The organism is Streptomyces sp. NPDC002580, assembly GCF_042889485.1.
GTDB lineage: Bacteria > Actinomycetota > Actinomycetes > Streptomycetales > Streptomycetaceae > Streptomyces.
Genome location: NZ_JBIAQZ010000001.1, coordinates 81,900 through 98,266, shown reverse-complemented (window position 1 = coordinate 98,266; position 16,367 = coordinate 81,900). Strand labels below are relative to the sequence as shown.

Sequence of the window (16,367 nt, the reverse complement as noted above, 5' to 3'; positions counted from 1 at the left end):
GGTGCACGGCTCGGTGCCGCACGGTCCGGGCGCGCTCGACGGCGGCTCACGGCCGACATCTGCCGCTCGCCCTCTCCGAGATCATGTCCTGAGTCACCCACACCCCGTCCGGATTTTTCTTCAGTGACGTGTCGTAGAAGACGTAGCTGTTCTTGGTGACCGGCGTCCTGTCGACCTTTCCGGTCTCGACATAGCGGTTGTACGCCTTGCCCTGGTCCTCGCAGTACGTGAGCGTGGCGGCCCCGTCGCCGCGCAGGGTCACGGACTCGTCGTAGAAGCGATAGACGCCAGTGGTACGAGCCTTGTGGTCCACGAAACGCTGCACGTACTTCCGGGTCGCGGCGGCGAGTTCCCCCACCGAATAGAAGCGGTACGCGGGATCCAGCGGATCCTGGTTGGCGATGGCCTGGTCCGTGGCCTTGATGAACAACTCGCCGTCCGCGAGGACCGCGTCCTTGTCCTTGTCGCCCGTCCTGCGCCACTCGAAGTCGTACGTGAGATCGGACGGCAGCTCGATCCTCGGCCGCTCCACGGAGGTCGACGCGCTCGCGCTCACACCGGGCGAGTCCGAGGACCGGCTCCCCGCACCGGCAGCCCGGCCGTCACCCTTCGCCTCACCGTCACCTCCACCGCACCCGGTCGACAACAGCCCGACCGCCGCTCCCACGACGGCAACGGCAAACAGACGGGGGCGGCGGTTCACGACGGACTCCTGGATTTCGCTCAGCGGTTGACGGACTGGATCTCCTGCACGACGACGTCCTGCTCGGCCCCGAAGGTGCCGTCCGGAAGGTTCTGCGCCGCGGCCACACCGGTACCCGTCCAGTGGATCTTCCAAGTGACGGTCGCCCGCAACTTGTACGAACCGTCGCCCGAGGAACGCAGATACTTCACCCCGCACGGCGGGGTCCGCCCCGCCTTGCCCTTCGCGTACGCCTCCCCGATACGGTCACCCGCCAGCTCACAAACACCCGACGCCGGATACGTCGCCGCATCACCCGTCCCCGGCTCGATCCTGAGCGAGACCGGCTCCGCCGTCGTCGTCGCGTTCACACCCAGCAACGGGACCGACGCCGTCACCGACACCGGCTTGAAATCCGCCGCGTCCAGCCACGCCCACGTCGGCAGATTCACCTTCGTCGTCCCCGCCGGAGCCAGCTCCACCCTCGTCGACGCCACCCGTATCTCCGCGTAGGCCAACTGCGCCAACATCTCCGGAGTGATCGCCTCCGGAATGTCCGCCGGCGGCGCGTCACCCGTATCCACCCAGAAGATCGGCTTGTCGCACTTCAACGCGCCGGGATCGCCCTCTCGACCCTTGGTCACGTACGAGTCCCACCAATAGCCCTCGTCGGCCTTGGCCTTGTTGAAATCCTTGTACTCGCCGTCGACGTATTTGTTCCGCTGCTCCCGGTCCCACTCGACCCCGGTCGACTCGGCATTCCAGATGGGCTCCAGGTATTTCTGCAGCTGATCCGGCGTGTATTTCGGCGCGTAATAGCATGCGGGCGGAGTCCATGAACCCGACGACGACGTCACCGGGCCCGTCGAGTCGCCCGACCCGTTCTTCGAACGATCGAAGACGACGGCACCGGCGGTCGCTGAGACGTTCTGGTCGTCCTGCCCTCCGTCCACCCGCGTCTCCGTCCCGCTCCCCTTGCCACCAGGCACCACGTCCGCCACCGCCGTAGGGCAGTTCGCGAGTGCGAGGGCACCCGCGAGCAGGGCGACCTGGATCGTTTTCCGTGCTACGGCTGACACGCAGCGGCCCCCCTGGTGGCGATGATCTGGGACGTCTGCCAGACGCCCTCGGCGTTCTTGTCCAACCGTGAGTTGTAGAACACGTAACTGTTCTTGGTGACAGGCGTCTTGTCGACCGAGTGGGTCTTCTTGTCCTTGCTGAAGCCCTTGCTCTCGTCCGCACAGAACGTGAGGAACGCCGAGGTCTTGCCCTTGAGCGTCACCTTCCGGTCGTAGTAGCGCACTTCGCCGGTGATGCTGGAATCCGCGTCCTTGAACTGCTGGACCCAAGTCAGCGCGGATTCCAGCGCCTTTCCGGTGTTGTAGTACCCGAGGGCTTCGCCCTTGGGGTCCGTCCCGGTGATCGCCGCGTCGACAGCCCGCATCCGCTCGACGTTGTCGGCGAGCACGGCGTCTTTGACGGAGTCTCCGGTCTTCGAACCTTCGAAGGCCAGTGTGAGGTCGGACGGCAGCTCGGTCTTCGGCCGCTCCGAGGACGCCGACGCGCTCGCGCTCGGCGAAGCCGACGTCTTGCTCCCCGTGTCCGCCCCGGCGATCTTGTCGTTGTCCTTCGCCTTCCCGTCACCGCCGCCGCACGCGGACAGAAGCAGCGCGGCCGTCACTCCGACGGCGGCTGTGGCAAGCAGGCGGGGACGGCGGTTCACGGCAGACTCCTGGGCGATGTGGGGTGCGGGAGGGAAGCAACACGCTAGCGGGGGCTCATGTGGCGACACCAGAGCGAATTGCGCCGCAGGGCCGGACGGGCGAGGCGCAAGCCCGCATATCCACACCAACTCCCCCTCCACGCGCTTCGATCGAGTGACGTCGCGGAGTGGGATGCGTCACCGTGTTGGCCACCGCAAAGCCCCGCGTCGACCCGGCCGAGGGCCGACCGGCGTCGTACGAGTGGACGTCCGGGAACGGAAGTACGGTTGCAGGCTCGTCCAGAGAGGGGAGCTGCGCCCCGCGAACACCCTTTTCACGGCTGGCACTTGGCGGCCCCTCGGGTGGAGGAGACCTTCACCAACTCCCAGATCCCCCGCTCGTTCTTCTCCACCTGAACTCCGTAGGCGACGTAACTGTTCTTGGTGACCTTCGTGTTCACGGTCCTGCCGGTCTTGATGACCTTGCTGAACCCCTTGCTCTCGTCCGCGCAGTAACTGATCGAAGCAGCTTCCTTGGACCTGACCTTCACGTGCCGGTCGAAATAGCGCACCGCGCCGGTGACCGTCCAGCCGGCCGACTTGAAGGACTGGACCCACTGCTGAGCCGCCACCGCGCCTTCGCCCTCGGTGTAGGACTCGAGAGCGGGCAGTCGCGGGTTCTGCGCGACGATGGCCGCGTCGAGCGCCCGAATGAACTCGGCATTGTCCTTCAGGATCGCGTCCTGGACCGCGTCACCCGACTTCTCGGGCGTGAAGGTCAGCACCAGATCGGACGGCAGCTCGACCGTCGGCCGCCCCACGGACGCCGACGCGCTCCCGCCCGTGCCCGCGCCCGGTGACGCCGACACCCGGTCCCCCGCGTCCGCCCCGGCAGCCTTGCCGTCGCCCTTCGCCTTCCCGTCACCACCGCCGCACGCGGTCAGCAGGAGCGCGGCCGCCGTTCCGAAGGCGGCTGTGGCAAGCAGACGGGGACGGCGGTTCACAGCAGACTCCAGAGCGACGCGGGTCACGGAAGGGACGTAACACGCTATCGGGGCCCACGTGACGACACCACACCGACCACACCCTGCCCGTACCGGGTGAATACCCTTGGCCCGCACCGGCGTTCACAGCGGCGACAACCTGGACCCCAGATCCAGAGGGCTGTCGAAACTCACCAGGAACGCGATCCGACGGAGGATCGCGCGGTACTGCTCACGTCGTTCGACCGCCGTCGTGCTCAGCGTGAGAACGGCCAGACGTCTGCAGTCCGGGTGGGGCACATGGGCGTGGAACTGGACCAGCGGCATCCGGGGCAGTCCGCTCCCGGCGTCGGCGACCCGCACGGTCTCGCCGAACGTGGCCGGGCCACACGGCAGTTCGACGTATTCGATGGGCGCCTGCCCGTCCAGATGGCCCACCGCACGAGCGGCCGTCACGGCGCGCGGCGACACGGCGGTCGTCCGCCAGGAGACGGTGAGGAACGACAGCAACGGCGCGCCACCGGCGCCCTCGCCCCGCTCGTCCACGTCATCACGGTGCAGACCGATCGAGCAGTGAACCGTTCCGGCCTCACGCAGGGCACCGAGCAACTGCTGCACCTGAGCACACCGCGCGACGAACTCCTGGCGAACCGTCTCGTCGGGCGCCGCCCGGAGGATCGGCTCGAAGGCGGTACGCAGAGCGTCGGCGGCCGTGGAGTCCGCCGGGGGGAGCAACGCGTCGAGGGGCACAGCGGTGAAGCCCGGCGGTTCCGCGAACCAGATCTCGGCATCGGGATCCCCGGCCGAGTCGGCGACGGCGAAGCGGGAGGCCGTAGTCATCGAATCCTGTCGGGTGCGGTCGGTACGGATGCGGTCAGGACGGATGCGGTCGGGGCGGGTGCGGTCAGGACGGGTGCGGATACTGGCGCACCCCGTCGGGAACGTGCGCTCCGGAGCGGCGGGCCCGTTCGAGAGCGGCGGGGCTCGCCCTCCAATCGGTCGGCTCGATGCCCCGGCGGCCTGTCGCCGTGCGCTGGTAGAGGAGGTGCAGCCGCCGGGGACCCTTGCCGGTGCGCCCCGTGGCCGCGATGACGGCGACGAAACGGGGGTCGCCGGCGAACCAGAGCGGCTCGATCTGCGCCTTCACCTCCGGTTTCGTTCGGGAGGTACCGAAGCGGCGCATCCACCAGAAGGTGCGCATGCTGGAGAGGAAGAGCAGGGGGATCCGCTCCTCCGGCTCCTCCGGATTGGGCAACTCCAGCCACATCTCGTTCTCTTGGACCTGAGGATGCTTGTTCCGCCCCCGAGGGACGCCGCTGAGAAGTTGCCAGGGATATTGCGTGAGGGTGCGCCGGATGTAGATGGAGGGGCGGATGTAGGCGAGTTGGAGGACGGCTCGGAAGGTCGCGTAGACAAGCAGAAGCAGAAAGAGCCAGCCGATCCACCGTGGTGTGGCCACGATGAGAAATAGGCTTCCGATCCACACCGCGACCCACCCGATGAATCGACTGACAGCCATGATCATGTGGCGAACCCATTCCTGCCTGGTCGGCGGATGGTCCCAAGCCGCTCTGTAGCTGGTCGGATTCATGAAATGAACTCTCTCTTTCCGCGCTCAGAAGACATGTCGCGCGATGTTGATGAGTCCGCCGACGTCAAGACCCAGGCGTGCCCCGTCGATACTGGCCACGGATCCATCCTTGATTCCGTCGTCGTCGGTGTCCACAGCGGTCATGACCAGGCCAAACCCTGCTGTGCCTACCCCTACAGAGCTTGAGGTGACCTCGACCGTTTTGGTGATCTGAGCCGCTCGGGCCCCCCGGATCGTGAAGCCGAGCAGTGCGTTGTCCAGATCCGCGATGGATTTCGCATGCTCCATGGTGCCGACACCAAGTCGACCCGCACGCTGAAGAGTCGTGAGTACTTCTCCAGACTCGCCAGCCGCCCTGGCCGCGACTGAGACTCCTTTGCCTACCGCACCGACACCAGGGAGCACTCCCAGCGCATCGCCGCCGACCGTGACGAAATTGCTCCAGAAATCGGTGTCGAACTCGCCCTTGGTGAATCCGTCCCACAGTGATTCGCGCAGCGTCGGGTCGTCGAAGACCCGTAGCGCCAAAGCCGTCCCGCTCAAAGCGGCGGCGGCAAGCAACAGCACCGCCGCCACCGTCCCACCCGACACAACAAACAAAGCCACCAACCCGATCACCGCCCCCACCGTGCTCAAGATGTCCGGCAGATTGTCGGCCAGCCAGTCGAGGGCCGAGTCGAAGCAGCCCGGCTCGTGCGGTGCCAGCTTTTTCGTGGCGTCGCGGATCTTGTCCGCGCGGATCCGGGCCTGGTGCTCGTGTTCCTCCGCGAGTTTCCTGGCCTTGCCTCGAATCCTCCGAAGAGCCTCCTCTGCTTCCTCCACCGCGGCCTTCGCCTTGGTCAGGGCTCCCCGCGCCTCGGCGTGGCCGGCGCTCTTCCCGTCCAGGTCGGGGCTGTCCCCCGCATGGACGGCGTGGCCCTTCGCCCGGTCCACCTCGGCCTGCGCCGCCTTCGCGTCCTCCTCCAGTCGCTTCGCCCGGCGCTGGAACTCGGCGAGTTCGCCCTCCCAGCGGTCGAGTTGGACCGCGGCTCTACGGATGGAGCGTGCGGCGTGCTTCAGGTTCAGGGGAAGCGGGCCGCCGTCCAGCTGTTCCCGGAAGGCGACGGCCGCGTCGCCCTCCCAATAGCTGCCGTCCATCAGCTTGGTGACGAGGCCATGCGTCTCTTCGAGAACCTTCGCGCACCCCGTGAGCTTCTTGCGCAGGCCGCCGACGGTCTCCGTGCTGCCCGGCACCGGGTCGAACCCGAGATGCGGGTGGCCGGGGTTGGGGAGGCGCGGGACCGACTTGAGACCCTGCGGCTTCGGCCGGTCGGCGCGGGACTGCGGATCGAGCGCCGCTCCGGTGTCCCCGAGTGGGTCCGTCACCTCGTACCGCCCCCCTTGCCGCCGCCGTTCCGGGCCTTCCTCAGTGCCTGCTCCAGGGCCCGGTCCACCTCGCGGTAGCTGTCCCTGCTCTTCGCGATAATCTTGGCCAGGTCCTCGGTCTGCTCGCCGATCTGGTCGGCGCCGTACTTCCAGCTGTCCTGGAAGTCCTCACAGGCGCGGTCGAGATCGTCCGTGCCGAGACCGGTGACCGTGGCGTCCTCCAGCGCCTTGCGCAGCCCCTTCAAGGAGTCCGTGGACGCCCCGAGCATCTTCATGAAGTGCGACAACTCGTCGCCGTCAACGGCCAACCGCTCCGCCACGCCCCTGCCTCTTCCGGATCTCGGTGGGTCCGGAGGGCCGGACTCAGCGGTTGACTGACTGGATCTCCTGCACGACGACGTCCTGCTCGGCCCCGAAGGTGCCGTCGGGAAGGTTCTGCGCCGCGGCCACACCGGTACCCGTCCAGTGGATCTTCCAAGTGACGGTCGCCCGCAACTTGTACGAACCGTCACCCGAGGAACGCAGATACTTCACCCCGCACGGCGGGGTCCGCCCCGCCTTGCCCTTCGCGTACGCCTCCCCGATACGGTCACCCGCCAGCTCACAAACACCCGACGCCGGATACGTCGCCGCATCACCCGTGCCCGGCTCGATCCTGAGCGAGACCGGCTCCGCCGTCGTCGTCGCGTTCACACCCAGCAACGGGACCGACGCCGTCACCGACACCGGCTTGAAGTCCGCCGCGTCCAGCCACGCCCACGTCGGCAGATTCACCTTCGTCGTCCCCGCCGGAGCCAGCTCCACCCTCGTCGACGGCACCCGTATCTCCGCGTAGGCCAACTGCGCCAGCACCTCCGGGGTGACCGCCTGCGGAATGTCCGCCGGCGGCGCGTCACCCGTATCCACCCAGAAGAAGTCCTCGGTGCAGTCACCGGCGGCCGGGTCTCCCTCGCGGCCCTCGGTGACGTACGCGTCCCACCAGTAGCCCTCGCCGGTCTCGGCCTCGTTGAAGTCCGTGTACGGCTTCCCGTTCACGTACTTGTCGCGCTGTTCGGCGTCCCACTGGTATCCCGTCGAGCCGGCACCCCAGACCGACTCCTTGTAGCTCCGCAGCTGGGCCGGGGTGTACCTCGGCGCGTAGTAGCAAGCGGGTGGGGTCCACGTCCCCGACACCGAGGTCAACGGGCCGCCCGATGCACCCGGTCCGCCCGATCCACCTGATCCCCGTAGTCCGCCCGGTCGGTCCGGTCCGGTCGAGCCGTTCCTCGAACGGTCGAAGGACACGGCATCGACGCCGGCCGACAACGTGCCGTCGTCCGTGGCGTTCCCCCGGGGCCTCGGCGTGGTGTTCTCGTTGCCCTCGCCCGCCGAACCACCGGCATGGGCGGCGTGCGCGCCGAGCGCCGCCAGGCACAGGAACGCTCCGAAGGCCGCCGCCGAACTCCTCAGGGCCGGCACCGGGCGGCCCCGCGCTTCGAGATGACGTTGACGGTCTGCCACACGCCGGCCGGATTCCTCGCCAGCCGGGTGTTGTAGAGCACGTAGGTGTCCGCCGAGGCCGGCGTCTTCTCGACCTTGTCCGTCTTCCGGTTCCTGAGGAAGGACCTGCTCTCGTCGGAGCAGTACACGACAACGGCACCGCCGTCGGGACGGAAGGTGACCCTGCGGTCGAAGTACCGGGTGGTGCCCGTCCACGAACGCTCGTCGTCCAGGTATCCCTTGACGACCCTCCGCGCGCTGTCCAAGGCGCCTTCCGCGCTGTAGAAGCCCAGGGCCTCGGTGTTCACGCTTCCCCGGAAGATCGCGTCGTCGATGGACTCGATGCGCCGGGCGTTGTCCGCGAGCACCGCGTCCTTCCCGACGTCGCCGGTCGTCTCGTTCTCGAACACGTTCCGCGCGTCGGAGGGAAGCGTGACCGTGGGCCGCCCTCCGGACGCCGTCCCGCTCACGCCCACGCCCGCGCCCGCGCCCGGTGAAGTCGACGGCCGGGTCCCCGTGTCCACCCCGGCGATCTTGTCGTCGCCCTCCGCCTTCCCGTCACCGCCGCCGCACGCGGTCAGCAGGAGCGCGGCCGCCGCTCCGGCGGCGGCTGTGACGACCATGCGGGAACGGCGGTTCACTGCTGGCTCCTGAACGACGTGGGGTGCGGGAGGAGGACAGCGAAACGCTAGCGGGGAGCCGCGCGGCGGCAGGGAGGCGAATGACGCCGTGCGGGGAGGTTCGACCAGGTCAGAGGGGATCACAGGGGGACCGGGCGGCAGCCGGAACCCTTCGATCGGGTGACGTCGCGGGGTCGGCGGCCTCGCCGGGTTCACCGTCGCACAGCGCGTCGCGCCAGTTCTGGGCATGACTGAGGGCGGCCACTCGGGTGGCCGCCCTCGGTCGAACCGCGTTGCTCAACCCGCGCCAGGCAGGCTCCCGTCGTCCGGTCGCACCGCCGGAAGCGCCCGGTCGTTCAGCTCCGGCCCCGACGCCCGCGCGGCGGGCGTCCGTTGGACTTGCGGCCCTTGGAGCCGTCGGGCCAGAGGCGTGGACTGCGTTTCGCCGCGAAGTCCTCGATCCAGCCGAAGGCCAGGATGGCCAGGCCTATCAACGGCCACACGAGGACGAACATCCACAGCGTGTACGTCGCGTCCAGGGCCCCCGTCGCGCGCTCGCTCTCCATGAAGGGCAGGTTGTACAGCTGGTCGAGGATCGGGACCGTGGCCATGATGAGCATGTTGTGCCACAGGTAGATCGTGACCGCGCGGTTGTTGGACAGCGTCACCAGTTTGTCCCACTTGGCGAGGCGGCCCGGCAGCTCCTGCCAGGACGGGCTGTACTGGAGCAGGATCACCACGAACCCGAAGGACCACATCGCGTCGGCCAGCGGGATGTCGTTCAAGTCCCAGCCGTCGGGGCCAAGATGGCCCGACGCCCACCACAGGCCGAAGGCCATCATCAGGGTCGAGCACGAGATCGCGACGTAGCGCGGGACCTTCGCGAGCGTCCCCTCGTGGTGGGCCATGCCGAGGACCCAGCAGCCGCCGTAGACGGCGAAGTCGGTGACGGCGTTGCCCAGTTCACCGGGGATGGTGACGATCCCGGTGCCGACCACCGCCGTCAGGGCGAGCGGAGCCAGCAGCGTCGCCCACGGCACCCGGCGGAACGCCCACAGCAGGAGCGGGGACGCGACCACGAACCACAGGTACGCGCGCAGGTACCAGAGCACGCCCGCGCTCTGGACCGCCCAGGTGTCCTCCAGCAGACCCGACTTGGAGCCGATGCTCCAGGGGAACGGCGGGGCGCCGACCGGGAGGATGTAGTTGAGCAGGTCGACCAGGCCCCATGTGCCCCCGTGGTCGGGGTCGTTCACGGGGTTCCAGCCGCCCGCGAACATCATGGCCAGCGCCACCGCGCTGAAGGCCCACAGCGGCGGCAGCAGGCGCCGTACGCGTCCCCTGATCACGCCCCAGGCCGGACGGCTCAGCGACCGCGCCATCAGGGAGCCCGCCAGCGCGAACATCACGCCCATGGAGGGGAAGACGACCGTCAGCCATCCCCAGCCCATCAGGTGGTACACGACCACGCGGACCAGGGCCAGGGAACGCAGCAGGTCCAGGTAGCGGTCGCGTCCCGGGCGGCGCGGAGCCGGCTTCGGTTCCGCGCCGGAACCCGACGCCTGTCCCGGCTCCGGCTGCTTCACCGGCTCCGGCGACGTTCCGGGCTGCGTGGGCACCCAGGGACGCGACGGGGCTTCCGGATACGGACGCGGACCCGCCGCCCTCGGGGTGCCGAGCGGCGGAGTCGCCCCCACCGGGTACTCGTGCGTGGTCATCCGACCGGCCTCCGTTCGTTCCCGCTCTCCGGCGTCCGCTGCCGCGGTACCGATCCCGGTGCCTCCACCACGCCCGTGCGGCGCAGCTTCTGCCACCGCAGCCGGCCGCCGGTGAGGGCGGTGATCCAGGACTGGAGCAGGACGACGTACATCAACTGCCGGTAGAGGATCTGCTGGAGGGGCAGGGAGATCAGGTGGGTCATGCGTTCTTTGTCCAGGCGGAAGGCGTACGCCGCGCAGACCACCTGGATGGCGAGGACGCCGAACCAGGCGATGATCGTCTTCTGTGTCGGTCCGAAGACGACGCCGTACAGGAGGAAGACGTCGATCAGGGGTGCCAGCAGCGGGGCCAGGACCATGAAGAGGGCGACCAGCGGCAGGCCGACCCGGCCGAAGCGGCCCGACGGACCCCGTTCGACCACGGACCGGCGGTGCTTCCAGATCGCCTGCATGGTGCCGTACGACCAGCGGTAGCGCTGGGACCAGAGCTGCTGGACGGACTCCGGCGCCTCCGTCCAGGCCCGGGCCTTCTCCGTGTAGACGACGCGCCAGCCGTCACGGTGGAGGGCCATCGTGATGTCGGTGTCCTCGGCGAGCGTGTCGTCGCTCATGCCGCCGACGCGCTCCAGGGCGGAGCGGCGGAAGGCTCCCACCGCGCCCGGGATCGTCGGCATGCAGCCCAGGATGTCGTACATACGACGGTCCAGGTTGAAGCCCATCACGTACTCGATGTGCTGCCAGGCGCCGATGAGGGAGTCGCGGTTGCCGACCTTGGCGTTGCCCGCGACCGCGCCGACCTTCGGGTCGGAGAAGGGCTGGACGAGTTCGCGGACGGTCTCCGGTTCGAAGACGGTGTCGCCGTCCATCATCACGATGATGTCGTGACTGGCGTTCGCCAGGCCCCTGTTGAGGGCGGCGGGCTTGCCCGCGTTGAGCTGGCGCACGACGCGCACGTTCGGCAGGAGCAGGTCCTCGACGATCCGGGCGGTGCCGTCGCTCGATCCGTCGTCGATGACGATGATCTCGATCGGGTGCTCGCTCGCCATGAGGGAGTGCACCGTGTTCTCGATGCACTTGGCCTCGTTGTACGCCGGGACCAGCACCGTGACCGGCTCGGTGATCGGCGTCGGGCCCCAGCGGAAGCCCTTGCGGCGAACGCGGCGGGCGTGCGCGGCGGAGAGCAGCAGCATCAGGCCGAAGCGGGCGAAGACCAGCACGCCGATGATCGCGATGCCGACGACCAGGACGTCGGTGACCTTCTCCGAGGCCTGGACCAGGAAGACCCAGGCCTTGCCCTTCCAGAGGTCGACGCCGGTCACCGGGGTGAGCGCGCTCTTCGCGTCGAGCGCCTCGGTGAGGTTCTCGAATTCGTAGCCCTGCTCCTGGAGTTCGGGCACGAACCGGTCGATGGCCTGCACGGTCTGGTGACGGTCGCCGCCCGAGTCGTGCATCAGGACGATGGCGCCCTTGCCGCCCTTGGGCGTGGCCCGACGGATGATCTCGTCGACGCCCGGCTTCTGCCAGTCCTCACTGTCGGTGTTGTTGACGACGGTGATGTAGCCGCGGGAGCCGATGTACTGCGTCACCGGCCAGGACTTGTCGTCCATGGCGTCGGCGAAGGAGGAGTACGGGGGGCGGAAGAGGGACGTGCGGATGCCCGCCGCGCCCTCCAGCGCCAGCTGGTTCTGCGACAGCTCCCAGTCGATGCGCTTCTTCGACTGGTACGACAGGTCGGGGTGGTTGAAGGTGTGCAGGCCGACCTCGTGGCCCTCCCGCACCATCCGCTGGACGAGTTCCGGGTAGCGCGAGGCCATGGTGCCGGTGACGAAGAAGACCGCGTGGGCGTGGTGCGCCTTGAGGACGTCCAGGACCTTGGGGGTCCAGACGGGGTCCGGGCCGTCGTCGAAGGTGAGGACGAGGCGGTGGTCCGGGACGCTCAGGCTGGAGGTGCGGCCGCTGCGGGTGTCGATGACCGGGCCGCCGTCGAGGATCTTCTCCGGCACCTTGTCGGTGGCCGCCTCGGGACGGACGCGGTGATCCGCGAGGATCTCGCTGTGTACGTAGCCGCGCAGCATCAGCATGGCCATCATCGCGACCAGGATGGTGATGGGCAGCAGCAGGCGCATGGGCAGGCGGCGGCGCCGGGCGTTGCGGTCGGGCTTCGGGGTGGCGCGGGAGCCACGGCCCGGCGCGCTGGACGCAGGACCGTGACGACTGGTGCGGGACATCAGAGAAGGTTCTCCGGGGACGGGAGCGAGAGGGAAAGGGAGGAGGCGGTGCCGCTCGACTGCGCGGATTCCCCGCGGATCAGCGCGACGGGTGCGACCGCGACGGACTGGGCGACCGCTTCGGCGCCGGCCCCCGTGGAACCGGCGGTGTCCCCGCTCTCGGTGGGATCGGGGGTGGTGCCGGGAGTGCTCGGAGGGGTGGAGTCCGGCGTGGGCGGGTTGATCACCGTTTTGGTCGAGGTGGGGTCCGGGGCCGGCTTCTTGGTGGTGACACCGGGCTTCGGCTTCGTCGTCGTCGACGTGCTGGGCTCGGGGTCGCCGGACGCGCCGGGGGATGCGGCCTCGTTCGAGGCGCCGGGCGTGGGCGTCGACCCGGGCGAGGGCGTCGTGCCGTCGGCGGCCGGCGCCACCGCGCCGGGCGCGGTGGCGTCTCCGGTGCGGGACGGGTCCATGGACTGTCCGGGCAGCGGCGAGGTGTCGACCTGTCCGGCCGGCTGGTCCTTCTCCTGGCTCAGCCCGGGGAGCCAGGGCGCGTTGGAGTTGCCCGACACGAGCGTGCCGACGATCACGACGGCGTAGACCGCGCAGGCCACGGCGACGAACATGCCGAGCCGGCGGAAGCGGCGGCTGCGGCGGCCCGACTCGTCGACGAAGACGGGGCCGTCGGAGGCCTCCTGGGTCGTCGGGGCGCCCTTGGCCTGCTGGACCAGCAGGTCGTCGAGCCGGCCGCCCGTGCCGTCGATCTGGACCGTCACCTCGTGCGGGTCATGCGTGTGCGCGGGGTCGTCGGAGTGGTCGGGGTCGTCCCAGGAAGCGCGTCCGGGACGCCCGAATTCCGGCACGGGTCCGGAGAGGAGTTCGGTCTCGGGGCCGTCGGCGAAGAACGGCCGCGTCTCGGCGGTGCGGGCGGTGAGGGACGGTCCGGCCGTGCCCTGGCGCTCGGCGGCGAACCAGGCGCCGGGCGTAGCGCCCGACGGCGAGGCGCCCTCGAACGCGCGGCCCGGGGACACCTCGGTGTCCGCCATGCGACCGGCGAGCAGTTCGGTCTCCGACTCCGGGGTGCGCTCGGGACGTCCGCCGGCTGCTCGCTCGGCGCGTTCCCCACGGTCAGGACTGATGCCAACTCCCACTTTCGGCCACGAAGGCGTTGCACCGCCGGCCTTCTGCCGGGCGGTCGGCTCCTTGGCTTGTCGCCCAGGTGACGGATCCACACGCCGCCCGTCCGGCGGATCGACTTCTCGTCGACCTGGTTGGGCGTCTTTCCGCCAGTCATCAACGCGCACGTGCTTCCCCCCACGGGACAGTTCACGGGCGCGCGACGAGTCCGGGCAAATACTCACCATGTCGCCCGGACCGAGCCCCCACCCGGCCCGTGCGCCCCCAATATCACACCGCGCCCGGACGAAGAATGTAGCGCATGTGGGGGACTCGTGTGGTTACGTCTCATGTACAGCTCAACAATTCAGTACGTCGGTGGCCGGAATCCACCCTTCCCGGGGGTCAAGGAGCCACCTTTCTTCGCTCGCGAGTTCGATAGACGCTCGAACGAGCGCATCGATTCCCCGGTGTGCAAGCCCCTTTCGCCACACCAGCGACACCGGTGACAGCGGAACGGGGTCGACGAGGGGTCTCACCACCGTTCCGGGCGTGGCCGGAAACTCCACCACCGCGAGGACCGGAATCCGCGTCTTCGCCATGATTCGCCGGAACTCCTCGATTCCGAGAGCCACCGGTGCGGGTGACGCGAGGTTGATTCCCCGTCCCTCGAAGAGGTGACGTGCCAGGTCGGTCCACTCCAGCGTGCGGGGATTCCCCGCTCCGGCGTACACCGTCTCGCCCGCGAGCGCGGCCAGCGGCACCGCGTCCAGCGCGGCGAGGTGATGGTCCTCGGGCAGGACGACGGCCATCGGCTCGTAGCGCACGATCCGTTGCTCCAGCCGGGCGCGCACGGCCGGGTCGAGTCCCGCGAACCGGCCGAACGACACGTCCAGGCGGCCGGCCAGCAGCTCCGCCGCCGCGCCGGTGAGCCCGCTCTCGTAGCGGGCCATCAGTTCACTGCCGGGCGCCAGCTGCCGGGCCCGGTCGAGGACGCGGCTGGAGACGAGGCCGGGAGTGTTGACATCCACGAGCAGCGGCCGTTCCTCGCCGCCCCGCCCCACGAAGGCCTCCAGCAGGGCGTCGTGCGCCTCCAGCACCCGGCGCGCGTACGGCAGCAGCCGCTCGGCGTCCAGCGTCGGCGTCACCTGCCGGGTCGTCCGCGCGAAGAGCTCCACCCCGAGTTCCCGCTCCAGCCGGCGGATGTCGCGGCTCAGGGACTGCTGGGCGACGTACAGCCGGGCTGCCGCGCGGGTGAAGTGCAGCTCCTCGGCCACGGCGAGGAACGCCCGCAGGAGACGCGGGTCCAGATGACCGGGGAGAGGGCGGTGGCCAGGCATCCCGCGAATCTACAACCCAGGTGTGTCAATCGCGACGGAGTAGGTGTTGGACCGCTCCCGGGGTGCCGGGCGACGGTTCACCCATGTCGCCGCTCACCCCGTACCGCCGTCTGTTCGCCCTGCCCGGCACCCGCGCCTTCACCCTCGGCAACCTCGTCGCACGGCTGCCCATGGGCATGTTCAGCGTGAGCGCGGTCATCATGATCGCGAGTTCGCGGGGCTCGTACGCGCTCGCCGGCGCCGTCACGGCGACCGGTCTCGCGGCGACGGCGGTGGTCGCCCCCTGGACCGCACGGCTCGTCGACCGGCACGGGCAGGCCCGGGTGGCCGTGCCCGCCACGGCCTTCGCGCTGCTGGGCGGGCTCGGCCTGGTGGCCTGCGTGCGGCTCGACGCACCCGACTGGTCCCTCTTCGCCGCGTACGCCGCCACCGCCACGACGCCCAACACGGGCGGGATGTCCCGCGCCCGCTGGGCCCATCTCCTCAAGGGCGACGCGGCGGCACTGCACACCGCGAACTCCTTCGAGCAGGCCGTGGACGAACTGTGCTTCATGCTGGGCCCGGTGCTCGCGGCCCTGCTGTGCGGGACGGTCTCCCCGGAGGCGGGCACCCTGGCCGGCTCCGCCCTGCTGATGACCGGCGTCCTGCTCTTCGCCGCGCAGCGCGCGACGGAGCCGCCGCCGCAGCCGCGTACGGCGTCCGCCTCCCCCGTGTCCGCTCCCGGGATGCCCCCGCTGCTCCTCTCCTTCCTCGCCACCGGCGCGGTCTTCGGCGCGATGGAGGTGGTGACCATCGCGTTCGCGGACGGCCAGGGACACCGGTCCGCGGCGGGCGCGGTCCTCGCCCTCCAGGCGGCGGGGTCCTGCGTGGCGGGCCTGCTGTACGGCGCGAGGCGACGGAGCACGCCCTCCCCCGGCGCGGCCCCGCTCGGCGGCGAGGCGCTCTCCGCGCGGCGGTACGCCCGGTGCGTCGGCGCCATGGCTCTGCTGCTGACACTGCCGCTGCTCGCCGTCCGGCTCACCGGCTCGCTCCCGGTTCTCGCCGCCGCGCTGCTCGTGGCCGGCATGGCGACCGCCCCGGCGATGGTCACCGGTATGACGCTGGTCCAGCGGCGCACGCCCGAGGGGCGGTTGAACGAGGGCATGACCCTCGCGGTGACCGGCCTGCTGGGCGGGATCGCGGGCGGCTCGGCGGCCGGCGGGTGGATCGTGGAGCACCTCTCACCGGCCGCCGGCTACACCGTGCCGGTCGCCGCGGCGACGTTCGCGTTCGCCGTCGCCGCGCTGGGCGCGCGGACGGGCGCGGTGCGCGGGGAGCGGCGCCGCGAACCCGCCGTGCTGGACGTGCCGGGCGGGCCGGACGTGCCGGACGTACGGACGAACGGAGTGAGCCGGGGCGCCGCCTGAGGACGGTCCCGGGATCCCCGGGACCGGGAGTCGGAACCGCAGGAAACGCCGGAACCTCAGGAACCGGAACGTCTTCGGCCGCGGGTCGGGCGCCCGGCCGTCCGACCCGTCGAACCACTGCCCCAATTCCGCCGCATCCCATTGACGCACCCACGGCC

At 69.9% G+C, this 16,367-nt stretch carries 15 protein-coding genes; 1 reads left to right on the top strand and 14 read right to left on the bottom strand.

Annotated features, from left to right (window positions below):
• Positions 1-46: 46 nt before the first annotated feature.
• The 14 genes from ACFYW7_RS00375 to ACFYW7_RS00310 form a co-directional block, all read right to left on the bottom strand.
• A complete protein-coding gene (locus ACFYW7_RS00375) occupies positions 47-556 on the bottom strand; it encodes a hypothetical protein (RefSeq protein ID WP_389496769.1) in 510 nt (169 codons plus the stop codon).
• A 167-nt stretch (positions 557-723) separates the two neighbouring features.
• The gene (locus tag ACFYW7_RS00370) at positions 724-1,761 is read right to left on the bottom strand and encodes a hypothetical protein (RefSeq protein ID WP_389496767.1); all 1,038 of its coding nucleotides are present in this window, start codon (positions 1,759-1,761) and stop codon (positions 724-726) included.
• Positions 1,749-2,405 (bottom strand): hypothetical protein, encoded by a 657-nt coding sequence (locus tag ACFYW7_RS00365; RefSeq protein WP_389496765.1) that lies wholly within the window; start codon positions 2,403-2,405, stop codon positions 1,749-1,751. The genes ACFYW7_RS00370 and ACFYW7_RS00365 overlap by 13 nt, the downstream gene beginning before the upstream one ends.
• A 314-nt stretch (positions 2,406-2,719) precedes the next feature.
• Positions 2,720-3,388 carry a hypothetical protein gene (locus ACFYW7_RS00360; RefSeq protein ID WP_389496763.1) on the bottom strand — a complete coding sequence of 223 codons (669 nt, stop codon included), beginning with the start codon at positions 3,386-3,388 and terminating at the stop codon, positions 2,720-2,722.
• Between the two features lie 123 nt (positions 3,389-3,511).
• Entirely contained in the window at positions 3,512-4,207 is a 696-nt protein-coding gene (locus ACFYW7_RS00355; RefSeq protein ID WP_389496762.1) for a hypothetical protein, read from the bottom strand.
• Between the two features lie 64 nt (positions 4,208-4,271).
• Positions 4,272-4,826 carry a hypothetical protein gene (locus tag ACFYW7_RS00350; protein WP_389496760.1) on the bottom strand — a complete coding sequence of 185 codons (555 nt, stop codon included), beginning with the start codon at positions 4,824-4,826 and terminating at the stop codon, positions 4,272-4,274.
• 156 nt (positions 4,827-4,982) lie between these two features.
• The gene (locus tag ACFYW7_RS00345; protein WP_389496759.1) at positions 4,983-6,323 is read right to left on the bottom strand and encodes a hypothetical protein; all 1,341 of its coding nucleotides are present in this window, start codon (positions 6,321-6,323) and stop codon (positions 4,983-4,985) included.
• Positions 6,320-6,643: a hypothetical protein gene (locus ACFYW7_RS00340; protein ID WP_389496757.1), complete on the bottom strand. Its 324-nt coding sequence runs from the start codon at positions 6,641-6,643 to the stop codon at positions 6,320-6,322. The genes ACFYW7_RS00345 and ACFYW7_RS00340 overlap by 4 nt, the downstream gene beginning before the upstream one ends.
• Before the next feature lie 43 nt (positions 6,644-6,686).
• Positions 6,687-7,781 (bottom strand): hypothetical protein, encoded by a 1,095-nt coding sequence (locus tag ACFYW7_RS00335; protein ID WP_389498473.1) that lies wholly within the window; start codon positions 7,779-7,781, stop codon positions 6,687-6,689.
• On the bottom strand, positions 7,769-8,443 hold the full coding sequence (locus tag ACFYW7_RS00330; RefSeq protein ID WP_389496755.1) for a hypothetical protein: 675 nt from the start codon (positions 8,441-8,443) through the stop codon (positions 7,769-7,771). The genes ACFYW7_RS00335 and ACFYW7_RS00330 overlap by 13 nt, the downstream gene beginning before the upstream one ends.
• A 335-nt stretch (positions 8,444-8,778) precedes the next feature.
• Positions 8,779-10,140 (bottom strand): acyltransferase family protein, encoded by a 1,362-nt coding sequence (locus tag ACFYW7_RS00325; protein WP_389496753.1) that lies wholly within the window; start codon positions 10,138-10,140, stop codon positions 8,779-8,781.
• Positions 10,137-12,371, bottom strand: a complete 2,235-nt coding sequence (locus tag ACFYW7_RS00320; protein WP_389498470.1) for a glycosyltransferase — start codon at positions 12,369-12,371, stop codon at positions 10,137-10,139. Before ACFYW7_RS00320 ends, ACFYW7_RS00325 begins: the two co-directional genes overlap by 4 nt.
• Positions 12,368-13,498 (bottom strand): hypothetical protein, encoded by a 1,131-nt coding sequence (locus tag ACFYW7_RS00315; protein WP_389496751.1) that lies wholly within the window; start codon positions 13,496-13,498, stop codon positions 12,368-12,370. Before ACFYW7_RS00315 ends, ACFYW7_RS00320 begins: the two co-directional genes overlap by 4 nt.
• Before the next feature lie 324 nt (positions 13,499-13,822).
• Complete coding sequence (locus tag ACFYW7_RS00310) at positions 13,823-14,803, bottom strand: LysR family transcriptional regulator (protein WP_389496748.1); 981 nt, start codon at positions 14,801-14,803, stop codon at positions 13,823-13,825.
• 83 nt (positions 14,804-14,886) lie between these two features.
• Between ACFYW7_RS00310 and ACFYW7_RS00305 the strand changes: the two genes are divergently transcribed.
• Positions 14,887-16,209: an MFS transporter gene (locus tag ACFYW7_RS00305; protein WP_389496746.1), complete on the top strand. Its 1,323-nt coding sequence runs from the start codon at positions 14,887-14,889 to the stop codon at positions 16,207-16,209.
• Positions 16,210-16,367: the final 158 nt, after the last annotated feature.

Excerpts from the sequence above, each read along its gene's own strand:
- ACFYW7_RS00325 (WP_389496753.1), bottom strand. The coding sequence starts at position 10,140 with ATGACCACGCACGAGTACCCGGTGGGGGCGACTCCGCCGCTCGGCACC.
- ACFYW7_RS00305 (WP_389496746.1), top strand. The coding sequence starts at position 14,887 with ATGTCGCCGCTCACCCCGTACCGCCGTCTGTTCGCCCTGCCCGGCACC.
- ACFYW7_RS00310 (WP_389496748.1), bottom strand. The coding sequence starts at position 14,803 with ATGCCTGGCCACCGCCCTCTCCCCGGTCATCTGGACCCGCGTCTCCTG.
- ACFYW7_RS00355 (WP_389496762.1), bottom strand. The coding sequence starts at position 4,207 with ATGACTACGGCCTCCCGCTTCGCCGTCGCCGACTCGGCCGGGGATCCC.